General features: G+C 69.4%; 14 protein-coding genes and 2 pseudogenes. 9 read left to right on the top strand and 7 right to left on the bottom strand.

The features are described 5' to 3' along the window. The 3 genes and pseudogenes from KPL59_RS33065 to KPL59_RS33055 all read right to left on the bottom strand — a co-directional run. Nucleotides 1–330, bottom strand: a 330-nt coding sequence (locus tag KPL59_RS33065; protein ID WP_226363172.1) for a transposase family protein, incomplete at its 3' end; no start/stop codon positions are given. 89 nt (nucleotides 331–419) lie between these two features. Further along, nucleotides 420–668, bottom strand: a pseudogene (locus tag KPL59_RS37980) (transposase family protein); the annotation flags it as partial. Between the two features lie 560 nt (nucleotides 669–1,228). After that, complete coding sequence (locus tag KPL59_RS33055) at nucleotides 1,229–1,399, bottom strand: hypothetical protein (RefSeq protein WP_226360768.1); 171 nt, start codon at nucleotides 1,397–1,399, stop codon at nucleotides 1,229–1,231. Between the two features lie 548 nt (nucleotides 1,400–1,947). On the opposite strand from KPL59_RS33055, the gene KPL59_RS33050 reads away from it, so the two are divergent. The 5 genes from KPL59_RS33050 (at nucleotide 1,948) to KPL59_RS36315 (ending at nucleotide 5,304) form a co-directional block, all read left to right on the top strand. Continuing rightward, complete coding sequence (locus tag KPL59_RS33050) at nucleotides 1,948–2,733, top strand: C40 family peptidase (RefSeq protein WP_226363167.1); 786 nt, start codon at nucleotides 1,948–1,950, stop codon at nucleotides 2,731–2,733. Nucleotides 2,734–3,139: 406 nt separating this feature from the next. After that, complete coding sequence (locus KPL59_RS33045) at nucleotides 3,140–3,304, top strand: hypothetical protein (RefSeq protein ID WP_226360766.1); 165 nt, start codon at nucleotides 3,140–3,142, stop codon at nucleotides 3,302–3,304. An 11-nt stretch (nucleotides 3,305–3,315) separates the two neighbouring features. Then, nucleotides 3,316–3,975 carry a hypothetical protein gene (locus tag KPL59_RS33040; protein ID WP_226363171.1) on the top strand — a complete coding sequence of 220 codons (660 nt, stop codon included), beginning with the start codon at nucleotides 3,316–3,318 and terminating at the stop codon, nucleotides 3,973–3,975. Nucleotides 3,976–4,232: 257 nt separating this feature from the next. After that, complete coding sequence (locus tag KPL59_RS33035) at nucleotides 4,233–4,865, top strand: hypothetical protein (protein WP_226363170.1); 633 nt, start codon at nucleotides 4,233–4,235, stop codon at nucleotides 4,863–4,865. Between the two features lie 304 nt (nucleotides 4,866–5,169). Then, a complete protein-coding gene (locus KPL59_RS36315) occupies nucleotides 5,170–5,304 on the top strand; it encodes a hypothetical protein (protein WP_255676958.1) in 135 nt (44 codons plus the stop codon). A 55-nt stretch (nucleotides 5,305–5,359) separates the two neighbouring features. Here KPL59_RS36315 and KPL59_RS33030 read toward each other — a convergent pair whose 3' ends face one another. Continuing rightward, nucleotides 5,360–5,674 carry a hypothetical protein gene (locus KPL59_RS33030; RefSeq protein ID WP_226363169.1) on the bottom strand — a complete coding sequence of 105 codons (315 nt, stop codon included), beginning with the start codon at nucleotides 5,672–5,674 and terminating at the stop codon, nucleotides 5,360–5,362. A gap of 61 nt (nucleotides 5,675–5,735) precedes the next feature. Between KPL59_RS33030 and KPL59_RS33025 the strand changes: the two genes are divergently transcribed. Next, nucleotides 5,736–6,185: a hypothetical protein gene (locus tag KPL59_RS33025; RefSeq protein ID WP_226363168.1), complete on the top strand. Its 450-nt coding sequence runs from the start codon at nucleotides 5,736–5,738 to the stop codon at nucleotides 6,183–6,185. A gap of 491 nt (nucleotides 6,186–6,676) precedes the next feature. On the opposite strand, the gene KPL59_RS33020 is transcribed toward KPL59_RS33025, so the two are convergent. From KPL59_RS33020 to KPL59_RS33010, 3 genes are all read right to left on the bottom strand, one after another. Beyond that, nucleotides 6,677–8,227 carry a hypothetical protein gene (locus tag KPL59_RS33020; RefSeq protein WP_226360765.1) on the bottom strand — a complete coding sequence of 517 codons (1,551 nt, stop codon included), beginning with the start codon at nucleotides 8,225–8,227 and terminating at the stop codon, nucleotides 6,677–6,679. A gap of 11 nt (nucleotides 8,228–8,238) precedes the next feature. Continuing rightward, on the bottom strand, nucleotides 8,239–8,403 hold the full coding sequence (locus tag KPL59_RS33015; protein WP_226360766.1) for a hypothetical protein: 165 nt from the start codon (nucleotides 8,401–8,403) through the stop codon (nucleotides 8,239–8,241). A gap of 406 nt (nucleotides 8,404–8,809) precedes the next feature. Next, complete coding sequence (locus KPL59_RS33010) at nucleotides 8,810–9,595, bottom strand: C40 family peptidase (RefSeq protein WP_226363167.1); 786 nt, start codon at nucleotides 9,593–9,595, stop codon at nucleotides 8,810–8,812. A 1,280-nt stretch (nucleotides 9,596–10,875) separates the two neighbouring features. On the opposite strand from KPL59_RS33010, the gene KPL59_RS36310 reads away from it, so the two are divergent. From KPL59_RS36310 to KPL59_RS37975, 3 genes and pseudogenes are all read left to right on the top strand, one after another. Further along, nucleotides 10,876–11,010 carry a hypothetical protein gene (locus KPL59_RS36310; protein ID WP_255678285.1) on the top strand — a complete coding sequence of 45 codons (135 nt, stop codon included), beginning with the start codon at nucleotides 10,876–10,878 and terminating at the stop codon, nucleotides 11,008–11,010. After that, a pseudogene (locus tag KPL59_RS33005) lies at nucleotides 10,965–11,369 on the top strand (transposase family protein); the annotation flags it as partial. The gene KPL59_RS36310 and the pseudogene KPL59_RS33005, both read left to right, overlap by 46 nt. Before the next feature lie 53 nt (nucleotides 11,370–11,422). Further along, on the top strand, nucleotides 11,423–11,561 hold a 139-nt coding region (locus KPL59_RS37975), incomplete at its 3' end, for a transposase family protein (RefSeq protein ID WP_374111698.1).

The raw sequence follows: 11,561 nt of genomic DNA, 5'->3' as shown, positions 1-11,561 counted from the left end.
ACTTTTTGATATGGGCGATGACTCGTTCGATGGTGGCGCGTGTGTGGTTGAGGCTCTTGTTGAATGTTTTTTGCCAGTCGAGAAGTTCCGGCCGTGGTGGTTTTTGAACGGGGTGAGCATGCCGCGCCCGATGTATCCTTTATCGCCGATCGGGGGGTATGTGGCGAGGTGGTCGAGGGCGCCGGATTGGTCGAGGCAATATAGGTCGTGTCGGGAGCCTGGGGTCGGGTCGGAGATCCACGACAGCTGCCCTTCCAGGGTGGCTGCGACCTGGACGACGACGCCGGTGGTGCGATGCTTGCCCGACCACAGACCGGCACCGCGGCCCATGACCAGCAGGGCAGCAAGGTTCCATCGATGATGTACTGCCGATCGGCACAAAGCTCCTCTGCCGTCGGAACGACACTCCGCAGCGCCTGTGCCAGCAACGGTGTCACCCCCGTGATCGCTCGACTAACCGTCGACTGCGACACCCCATAGGTTTCCGCCAACTCCCACTGCACACGATTCCCGCGCAGATACGCCAACGTGATCACCACCGACCAGAACAACCCCAGAACCGGCGGCCAAGACAAACATGCCTCCGTCGCGTCCCGCTGATCCTGCTCATACACTATAGCGACAAGATCCTGAATTTCATCACGCCGGAAACCAGTGGTATAGTACATACTGCGGCAGCCCGTTCATCTCGGATTGATTCGGCAAACCAATATTCGCGATGGACGGGCTGTCGCCAACCCGACACGCCGGGCTAGATCGTTATTTCACGGGCCTGAATAAGCCTCGTGATAACCTCGTTAGTCGACCAGGGGGATACCACAGCGCAGCATGCGCCACGTGCATGTTTACGGTCAATCGAGATGACGTCGGCGCGGTGAACACTGCGAAACGCGCATTAGCTGCCGAGCGGGTTACGCGGCGCCGAGGATCTCAGCGTCAACGGGTAACCCGGCAACAACACAGGCCAGTCATCCGGTGCCGGGATAAAACAACTCCCACTCCCAAGCGACGGCGACACCGCAGAGTTCGCCGCACTACACCAGCCACAACGCCGACGATCACCCGCGCTGAAGCGTCGCCGCGGGGCACGGACCAGAAGAAGCAAGTCACCCTGACCTGCCGAAACACCCGTGTGACTACCGATCACTCACACCGACAGACATCCACTCGGGTGTCCATAAGTGTCAGAGATCCGTAGACGCTACGACGTCGCCACCGGCGGCTCCTTCTACACCCACCCGCCCGAGTGGGTCCTGAGAAAGATCGTCACCAACCCGAACATGATGATCTTCGGCAAGCCCGGGCGGGGGAAGTCGTCGACGGTGTGTGCGTTCTGCCTGCGGATGATGCCGTTCGGCTTCAAAACGTTGATTTCCGGTGACCGGAAGGGCGAGTACACGCCGGTGCTGCGCGCACTCGGGATCGAACCGATCGCGCTCGGCCCCGGGTCACCGCGCCGCCTCAACGCCCTGGACCTCGGACCGCTACGTACGTACTGGCCGGCCTGGAGCACCGAGCGGCAACGCCGCGAACTCGACGTGATCCTCGGCCGCTGGAACCGGCTGCTGCTGTCGCTGGCCGCGGCCCAGGGCCACGTCCCGTCGGTGACCGACGAGTACGTCCTGCACGCGGTCCTGCGCCGCCTGCTCGGCGCCGATGACACCACCGACCAGCTCCGCCCGGTCACGATCCCGCAGGTCACCGGCCTGCTCGCCGACCCCGACACCGAGCTGTGGACCGGGACCCGGTTCGCTGACCGCACCGAGTTCACCACCGCGACCCGGGCGCTGACCGATGCCCTGTCGAACCTGGTCACCGGGCCGCTGGCCGGGCTATTCGACGCCGAGACGAACTTCGACCTCGACTGGGACTCCCCCATCCAGTCCATGGACCTGTCCCGCCTCGACCCGCTCGGGGACAAAGCGATGAACGTCGCCGCCCGCGCGGGTGCTGAACCCGGTCGCGGCCACCGATGCCTTCCTCGACCGCCTCATCGCGCTGTCCGGATGGGCGACCATGCCGCCCGGGACAGCGGCGCAGGCGGTGCAGCGCTCGGCGTTCCCCGACCGCTACGCCCCCCAAGAGACCCCGGCCGCAGCCCTGGTCGACCAACTCTGGGTGGGTGCGGACAACCCGGTACCGCTACCAGGCGGCACCGACAGTTCCCGCGCCACGACCGCGCAGCTCGCTTCCACGGTCTACGTGTGCCCGGACTCCGGCGGCGCCGGACTCCCACCGGGCGGCGCTGGTGTCGTCGATGCGACGACGCTCCCGGACGGGTTCACCCCACCCGCCGATCCGGTCGCGCGGGCGGCGGTCGGCTACGCTCTGGCCCAACTCGGGAAACCGTACGTGTGGGGAGGGACAGGCCCGGACGGGTTCGACTGCTCCGGACTCATGCTCGCGAGCTGGGCCGCCGCCGGAGTCGCCCTCCCTGCGGGCACGGTCAGCCAGAAACACGCCGGGACTTCGGTGCGCATCGCCGACATCGCACCCGGAGACCTCGTGTTCATCCCCGGCTCACTCGGCAGCACGGGCAATCCTCGGCACAACGGCATGTATGTCGGCCACGGCCTGGTCGTCAACGCCTACGACACCACCCGAGGCGTCGTCCTGCAGCCACTCGCCGAGTGGGCCGAGCAGGTCACCCACATCCGCCGCGTCCACACACCGACGCCCGCTCCTGCGGGCCCACCGGCGCCTGCGGCTACTGCGGCAGGAGCGACGCCATGAGCGCGATCGCACTCGCGGCCACGCTGGGCCTCACCACAGGTGAGGCCGCCGCCGCGACCACGCTGATGAGCACGACGGCCACGGCCGTCACGGCGGCCCCACCCGAGCACCGTAACCACGACCAGGACGAAGACCCACCGCCGCAGGACGGCAGGCCACGGATGCCATCGATTCGTGTGACAGCGCCGCGGACGAGAGCACCGGCGGCGAGGCGGTCGCGGCGCCGGTGCGGGCGGCGTAGGCCCGGTGGAGCGGCACGATCCTGGGATAGGTGGTGCGGGCGGTGTCGATGGGCACCGGCTCGGCTACGGTCTGCACAGAAGAAAGGACTGCGGCGCCCCAGACTCGCAAAGTTGTGGGCGCCGCAGCCTCCGAGCACGTTTCCGCGCAAGGGAGCACTGTAGTCATGTCCCACCGAAGCGTCGAGCACCCCCTCGACCTCGACCTCGACCTCGACCTCGACCTCGACCTCGACCTCGACCTCGACCAGCTGTACACGCTGCCGGTGGTGGTTGCCCCGTTTGTGTCGGCTGGCCTGGCCGTCTTCGTCCTGACCGGTGGTGCCCGATGAGCGCGGCGGCGATGATCCGTCCGTCCGGGACCGGCTACAGCGGCGGCTACGCCGGCGCGGAACGGCCCGGTGAGGGTGATGTGTTGCGGGAGGGGCGTCGGTTCCCGTACACGACGGTCGGGGACTGGGTGGCGCTGTCCGGGGTGTCACCGCGGGCGATTCATGCCTATGTGCTGCTGCGGTCGTTTGTGAACACTCAGCGCGGGGATGAGCGGGCCTGGCCGGGGCAGCGGTTGCTCGCCCGCGGGCTCGGGGTGTCCAAGGCCCACACGGTGGGTGCGGCGATCGGCGAGCTCGTCAAGATCGGCGCGGTCGATGTCGAGACCGTCGCGACCGCGACCGGGCGCCGCAACATCTACACCGTCCACGAGGCCCCACCGCCCGGCTACACCGGCCTGGGCAGCACCCAGGAACTCGCCGCGCTCGTCGCCGCCGAAGACGCCGAAGCCACCGCGAAGGCCCTCGCCGCACGCCCCGCCGGCCCCCCGCCACCGGCACCCAAGCCCGGCCGCGCCTGCCCCGCCACGAACCGCGCCGCGGCCCGGCCGCAGCGCCGCACCACCGACGCCGTAAGCCACGGCACGACCCGATCCGGTCAAGAACCAGCAGGTCGCAGGGGGTATGCCGCAAAAACGGCAGATCCCCCAAATGGGGACCCCCAGAGTCGTTAGCATTGGGGGGATATGCCGATTTTGCGGCATACCCATCTGCCGAAAAACCGGCACAGAACGACCTGAAGTTGAACGACCCGAAGGGGGGGAGGGCGCGAGCGCGCACGAACCGTCCGGCCACCGAGGTCGCTGAGCCCGTCCACGCCCCCCACCCCCAGAGCCCTCGACCAGAGCCACACCCCGCACCCGCTCCGGCCGCGCCCCCGGCGCAGCCCTCGATCGCGGCCCCGGCGGCCGGCGGCGACGAGGCATCGCTGGTGAGTGAGCTGGGCGCAGTGACTACGGCGCTGGCCCAGGTCGCCGCGCAGCTGGCCACCGCCCTAGCCGCGCACCCGACCGCCGCTCCGCTCCCGGCCCCGGCCCCGGTCGCGGCCCCGGCGGTCGCCGCGCTGCCCGCGATCGCTACCGCTCCCGACCCGGCCCGGCCCGACACCTGGAAATGCGCACGCCACCTCGCCGCCCCGGACCCTCAGGATCGGCCCTGTGGCTGCTGCGGAGCCGTCCGCAAACACCACGAGGCCCTCCGGGACCTTCAGGTCACCGAAGCCGCTCAGAAGCGCTCTGAGGCCGCGCAACGAGCCCGCGGCGAACGTGACGCCTGCCCCGACTGCGACGACTACGGCCACGTCCTCGATCCCGACACCGGTCAGGTCTATGACCACCCGCTGCGCTGCGAGCACACCGGACCCGCCACCGAGCGGATCGCCCGACACCGCCAGCACCTGCTCGCCCTCGCCGCCCAGACCGCCCAGGCCGAGGGCACTGTCCCGGGAGAGGCAGCCCGCGCCCAGATCCGCGCCCACCTCACCGCCCAGGCCACCCGCCGCACCGAGACTCACCACCACCACCCAGGCCGGGCGCTGCCGCCCACCCCGAAAGCATGGAGATGACCAGCACAAACCAGTCCTGAACTCGACGCCGGCCAGCGGGCGGTGCCCGGTGCACCGAAGACGGCGCCGTACCGAAAACGGTGCTGCCGCGCCGCTTCCGGTCCTCACCCGCCCCGGGGGCGGGCTGCGGTCCGGGTCGACTTGCCCACGGTCGGCGGCGGGCGACGCCGCAGCCCCCGGGACCTGCTCACACACCAACGTCACCTGTCGCGCACAGTGCACACATGAACACACCACGCAACGACCCGCCCTGCACGACGCCCTCACCCACGACCAGCCTGCCCGTCCTCGGGCCGCAGCTCAGATGCCCACGAAAACCGGTACGTCGGCCGCCACGTCATCCACGGCCCGGCCGGACCCCGGGCCGTGGCTCACCCTGGTGGTCCTCGGCCTGGTCATCGTCGCCGCCATGCTCACCATCACCGTGACCTGGAACTGACCTGGACCTGAGGTCTCCGCTACGTCGGGACCGGTCCGGGCGCCGCTGGTGCTGGTTATGCGGGCGTGCCGCTGCCCGGCAGCGGACGCACACTCGCCAGACCGGAACGAAAACGCACCGGTCGTTCCCCGGGCGCGGTGACACGCTCGGACGGAGGAAGGACACCGCGGGTGAGCAGGTTGCGCTTGGCCTTGGTCGCGGTCCGGTTCCCGCCGATCAGCCGGTCCACCTCGGACAGCGACAGATCCTCACCGCGTTCCCACGCCTGGGCCAGCAGCGCCTCGGCCTGGCCCAGCTTCGTCGACCTCGACTCGGGCTCCACCGTTCCCGGCGGCTCCTCGCCGTCGGGCTTGTCAGCAGCCTCGATCACCGGGAACACCAGCGTCGCTGCACTGGCAGCGTCGGTCTCGGTCTCATGACCACTCGGAGTGGTGTCCGTGCCGGCCGACCCGGCTGGCGCGGGCGTCGATGTGGTCGCGCCAGCCGGGTCGGCCGGCACGGACACCACTCCGAGTGGTCATGAGACCGAGACCGACGCTGCCAGTGCAGCGACGCTGGTGTTCCCGGTGATCGAGGCTGCTGACAAGCCCGACGGCGAGGAGCCGCCGGGAACGGTGGAGCCCGAGTCGAGGTCGACGAAGCTGGGCCAGGCCGAGGCGCTGCTGGCCCAGGCGTGGGAACGCGGTGAGGATCTGTCGCTGTCCGAGGTGGACCGGCTGATCGGCGGGAACCGGACCGCGACCAAGGCCAAGCGCAACCTGCTCACCCGCGGTGTCCTTCCTCCGTCCGAGCGTGTCACCGCGCCCGGGGAACGACCGGTGCGTTTTCGTTCCGGTCTGGCGAGTGTGCGTCCGCTGCCGGGCAGCGGCACGCCCGCATAACCAGCACCAGCGGCGCCCGGACCGGTCCCGACGTAGCGGAGACCTCAGGTCCAGGTCAGTTCCAGGTCACGGTGATGGTGAGCATGGCGGCGACGATGACCAGGCCGAGGACCACCAGGGTGAGCCACGCCCGGGGTCCGGCCGGGCCGTGGATGACGTGGCGGCCGACGTACCGGTTTTCGTGGGCATCTGAGCTGCGGCCCGAGGACGGGCAGGCTGGTCGTGGGTGAGGGCGTCGTGCAGGGCGGGTCGTTGCGTGGTGTGTTCATGTGTGCACTGTGCGCGACAGGTGACGTTGGTGTGTGAGCAGGTCCCGGGGGCTGCGGCGTCGCCCGCCGCCGACCGTGGGCAAGTCGACCGGACCGCAGCCCGCCCCGGGGCGGGTGAGGACCGGAAGCGGCGCGGCAGCACCGTTTTCGGTACGGCGCCGTCTTCGGTGCACCGGGCACCGCCCGCTGGCCGGCGTCGAGTTCAGGACTGGTTTGTGCTGGTCATCTCCATGCTTTCGGGGTGGGCGGCAGCGCCCGGCCTGGGTGGTGGTGGTGAGTCTCGGTGCGGCGGGTGGCCTGGGCGGTGAGGTGGGCGCGGATCTGGGCGCGGGCTGCCTCTCCCGGGACAGTGCCCTCGGCCTGGGCGGTCTGGGCGGCGAGGGCGAGCAGGTGCTGGCGGTGTCGGGCGATCCGCTCGGTGGCGGGTCCGGTGTGCTCGCAGCGCAGCGGGTGGTCATAGACCTGACCGGTGTCGGGATCGAGGACGTGGCCGTAGTCGTCGCAGTCGGGGCAGGCGTCACGTTCGCCGCGGGCTCGTTGCGCGGCCTCAGAGCGCTTCTGAGCGGCTTCGGTGACCTGAAGGTCCCGGAGGGCCTCGTGGTGTTTGCGGACGGCTCCGCAGCAGCCACAGGGCCGATCCTGAGGGTCCGGGGCGGCGAGGTGGCGTGCGCATTTCCAGGTGTCGGGCCGGGCCGGGTCGGGAGCGGTAGCGATCGCGGGCAGCGCGGCGACCGCCGGGGCCGCGACCGGGGCCGGGGCCGGGAGCGGAGCGGCGGTCGGGTGCGCGGCTAGGGCGGTGGCCAGCTGCGCGGCGACCTGGGCCAGCGCCGTAGTCACTGCGCCCAGCTCACTCACCAGCGATGCCTCGTCGCCGCCGGCCGCCGGGGCCGCGATCGAGGGCTGCGCCGGGGGCGCGGCCGGAGCGGGTGCGGGGTGTGGCTCTGGTCGAGGGCTCTGGGGGTGGGGGGCGTGGACGGGCTCAGCGACCTCGGTGGCCGGACGGTTCGTGCGCGCTCGCGCCCTCCCCCCCTTCGGGTCGTTCAACTTCAGGTCGTTCTGTGCCGGTTTTTCGGCAGATGGGTATGCCGCAAAATCGGCATATCCCCCCAATGCTAACGACTCTGGGGGTCCCCCATTTGGGGGATCTGCCGTTTTTGCGGCATACCCCCTGCGACCTGCTGGTTCTTGACCGGATCGGGTCGTGCCGTGGCTTACGGCGTCGGTGGTGCGGCGCTGCGGCCGGGCCGCGGCGCGGTTCGTGGCGGGGCAGGCGCGGCCGGGCTTGGGTGCCGGTGGCGGGGGGCCGGCGGGGCGTGCGGCGAGGGCCTTCGCGGTGGCTTCGGCGTCTTCGGCGGCGACGAGCGCGGCGAGTTCCTGGGTGCTGCCCAGGCCGGTGTAGCCGGGCGGTGGGGCCTCGTGGACGGTGTAGATGTTGCGGCGCCCGGTCGCGGTCGCGACGGTCTCGACATCGACCGCGCCGATCTTGACGAGCTCGCCGATCGCCGCACCCACCGTGTGGGCCTTGGACACCCCGAGCCCGCGGGCGAGCAACCGCTGCCCCGGCCAGGCCCGCTCATCCCCGCGCTGAGTGTTCACAAACGACCGCAGCAGCACATAGGCATGAATCGCCCGCGGTGACACCCCGGACAGCGCCACCCAGTCCCCGACCGTCGTGTACGGGAACCGACGCCCCTCCCGCAACACATCACCCTCACCGGGCCGTTCCGCGCCGGCGTAGCCGCCGCTGTAGCCGGTCCCGGACGGACGGATCATCGCCGCCGCGCTCATCGGGCACCACCGGTCAGGACGAAGACGGCCAGGCCAGCCGACACAAACGGGGCAACCACCACCGGCAGCGTGTACAGCTGGTCGAGGTCGAGGTCGAGGTCGAGGTCGAGGTCGAGGTCGAGGTCGAGGTCGAGGGGGTGCTCGACGCTTCGGTGGGACATGACTACAGTGCTCCCTTGCGCGGAAACGTGCTCGGAGGCTGCGGCGCCCACAACTTTGCGAGTCTGGGGCGCCGCAGTCCTTTCTTCTGTGCAGACCGTAGCCGAGCCGGTGCCCATCGACACCGCCCGCACCACCTATCCCAGGATCGTGCCGCTCCACCGGGCCTACGCCGCCCGCACCGGCGCCGCGACCGCCTCGCCGCCGGTGCTCTCGTCCGCGGCGCTGTCACACGAATCGATGGCATCCGTGGCCTGCCGTCCTGCGGCGGTGGGTCTTCGTCCTGGTCGTGGTTACGGTGCTCGGGTGGGGCCGCCGTGACGGCCGTGGCCGTCGTGCTCATCAGCGTGGTCGCGGCGGCGGCCTCACCTGTGGTGAGGCCCAGCGTGGCCGCGAGTGCGATCGCGCTCATGGCGTCGCTCCTGCCGCAGTAGCCGCAGGCGCCGGTGGGCCCGCAGGAGCGGGCGTCGGTGTGTGGACGCGGCGGATGTGGGTGACCTGCTCGGCCCACTCGGCGAGTGGCTGCAGGACGACGCCTCGGGTGGTGTCGTAGGCGTTGACGACCAGGCCGTGGCCGACATACATGCCGTTGTGCCGAGGATTGCCCGTGCTGCCGAGTGAGCCGGGGATGAACACGAGGTCTCCGGGTGCGATGTCGGCGATGCGCACCGAAGTCCCGGCGTGTTTCTGGCTGACCGTGCCCGCAGGGAGGGCGACTCCGGCGGCGGCCCAGCTCGCGAGCATGAGTCCGGAGCAGTCGAACCCGTCCGGGCCTGTCCCTCCCCACACGTACGGTTTCCCGAGTTGGGCCAGAGCGTAGCCGACCGCCGCCCGCGCGACCGGATCGGCGGGTGGGGTGAACCCGTCCGGGAGCGTCGTCGCATCGACGACACCAGCGCCGCCCGGTGGGAGTCCGGCGCCGCCGGAGTCCGGGCACACGTAGACCGTGGAAGCGAGCTGCGCGGTCGTGGCGCGGGAACTGTCGGTGCCGCCTGGTAGCGGTACCGGGTTGTCCGCACCCACCCAGAGTTGGTCGACCAGGGCTGCGGCCGGGGTCTCTTGGGGGGCGTAGCGGTCGGGGAACGCCGAGCGCTGCACCGCCTGCGCCGCTGTCCCGGGCGGCATGGTCGCCCATCCGGACAGCGCGATGAGGCGGTCGAGGAAGGCATCGGTGGCCGCGACCGGGTTCAGCACCCGCGCGGGCGGCGACGTTCATCGCTTTGTCCCCGAGCGGGTCGAGGCGGGACAGGTCCATGGACTGGATGGGGGAGTCCCAGTCGAGGTCGAAGTTCGTCTCGGCGTCGAATAGCCCGGCCAGCGGCCCGGTGACCAGGTTCGACAGGGCATCGGTCAGCGCCCGGGTCGCGGTGGTGAACTCGGTGCGGTCAGCGAACCGGGTCCCGGTCCACAGCTCGGTGTCGGGGTCGGCGAGCAGGCCGGTGACCTGCGGGATCGTGACCGGGCGGAGCTGGTCGGTGGTGTCATCGGCGCCGAGCAGGCGGCGCAGGACCGCGTGCAGGACGTACTCGTCGGTCACCGACGGGACGTGGCCCTGGGCCGCGGCCAGCGACAGCAGCAGCCGGTTCCAGCGGCCGAGGATCACGTCGAGTTCGCGGCGTTGCCGCTCGGTGCTCCAGGCCGGCCAGTACGTACGTAGCGGTCCGAGGTCCAGGGCGTTGAGGCGGCGCGGTGACCCGGGGCCGAGCGCGATCGGTTCGATCCCGAGTGCGCGCAGCACCGGCGTGTACTCGCCCTTCCGGTCACCGGAAATCAACGTTTTGAAGCCGAACGGCATCATCCGCAGGCAGAACGCACACACCGTCGACGACTTCCCCCGCCGGGCTTGCCGAAGATCATCATGTTCGGGTTGGTGACGATCTTTCTCAGGACCCACTCGGGCGGGTGGGTGTAGAAGGAGCCGCCGGTGGCGACGTCGTAGCGTCTACGGATCTCTGACACTTATGGACACCCGAGTGGATGTCTGTCGGTGTGAGTGATCGGTAGTCACACGGGTGTTTCGGCAGGTCAGGGTGACTTGCTTCTTCTGGTCCGTGCCCCGCGGCGACGCTTCAGCGCGGGTGATCGTCGGCGTTGTGGCTGGTGTAGTGCGGCGAACTCTGCGGTGTCGCCGTCGCTTGGGAGTGGGAGTTGTTTTATCCCGGCACCGGATGACTGGCCTGTGTTGTTGCCGGGTTACCCGTTGACGCTGAGATCCTCGGCGCCGCGTAACCCGCTCGGCAGCTAATGCGCGTTTCGCAGTGTTCACCGCGCCGACGTCATCTCGATTGACCGTAAACATGCACGTGGCGCATGCTGCGCTGTGGTATCCCCCTGGTCGACTAACGAGGTTATCACGAGGCTTATTCAGGCCCCGTGAAATAACGATCTAGCCCGGCGTGTCGGGTTGGGCGACAGCCCGTCCATCGCGAATATTGGTTTGCCGAATCAATCCGAGATGAACGGGCTGCCGCAGTATGTACTATACCACTGGTTTCCGGCGTGATGAAATTCAGGATCTTGTCGCTATAGTGTATGAGCAGGATCAGCGGGACGCGACGGAGGCATGTTTGTCTTGGCCGCCGGTTCTGGGGTGTTCTGGTCGGTGGTGATCACGTTGGCGTATCTGCGCGGGAATCGTGTGCAGTGGGAGTTGGCGGAAACCTATGGGGTGTCGCAGTCGACGGTTAGTCGAGCGATCACGGGGGTGACACCGTTGCTGGCACAGGCGCTGCGGAGTGTCGTTCCGACGGCAGAGGAGCTTTGTGCCGATCGGCAGTACATCATCGATGGAACCTTGCTGCCCTGCTGGTCATGGGCCGCGGTGCCGGGTCTGTGGTCGGGCAAGCATCGCACCACCGGCGTCGTCGTCCAGGTCGCAGCCACCCTGGAAGGGCAGCTGTCGTGGATCTCCGACCCGACCCCAGGCTCCCGACACGACCTATATTGCCTCGACCAATCCGGCGCCCTCGACCACCTCGCCACATACCCCCGATCGGCGATAAAGGATACATCGGGCGCGGCATGCTCACCCCGTTCAAAAAACCACCCGGCCGGGAACTTCTCGACTGGCAAAAAACATTCAACAAGAGCCTCAACCACACACGCGCCACCATCGAACGAGTCATCGCCCATATCAAAACGTGGAAAGTTCTCCACACAG

This window comes from Pseudonocardia sp. ICBG1142 (genome assembly GCF_020496255.1).
Lineage (GTDB): Bacteria > Actinomycetota > Actinomycetes > Mycobacteriales > Pseudonocardiaceae > Pseudonocardia.
This window is presented reverse-complemented; position numbering and strand designations above follow the sequence as displayed.

Excerpts from the sequence above, each read along its gene's own strand:
- KPL59_RS33015 (WP_226360766.1), bottom strand. The coding sequence starts at position 8,403 with ATGTCCCACCGAAGCGTCGAGCACCCCCTCGACCTCGACCTCGACCTC.
- KPL59_RS36315 (WP_255676958.1), top strand. The coding sequence starts at position 5,170 with ATGCCCACGAAAACCGGTACGTCGGCCGCCACGTCATCCACGGCCCGG.
- KPL59_RS36310 (WP_255678285.1), top strand. The coding sequence starts at position 10,876 with ATGTACTATACCACTGGTTTCCGGCGTGATGAAATTCAGGATCTTGTC.
- KPL59_RS33020 (WP_226360765.1), bottom strand. The coding sequence starts at position 8,227 with ATGATCCGTCCGTCCGGGACCGGCTACAGCGGCGGCTACGCCGGCGCG.
- KPL59_RS33045 (WP_226360766.1), top strand. The coding sequence starts at position 3,140 with ATGTCCCACCGAAGCGTCGAGCACCCCCTCGACCTCGACCTCGACCTC.
- KPL59_RS33040 (WP_226363171.1), top strand. The coding sequence starts at position 3,316 with ATGATCCGTCCGTCCGGGACCGGCTACAGCGGCGGCTACGCCGGCGCG.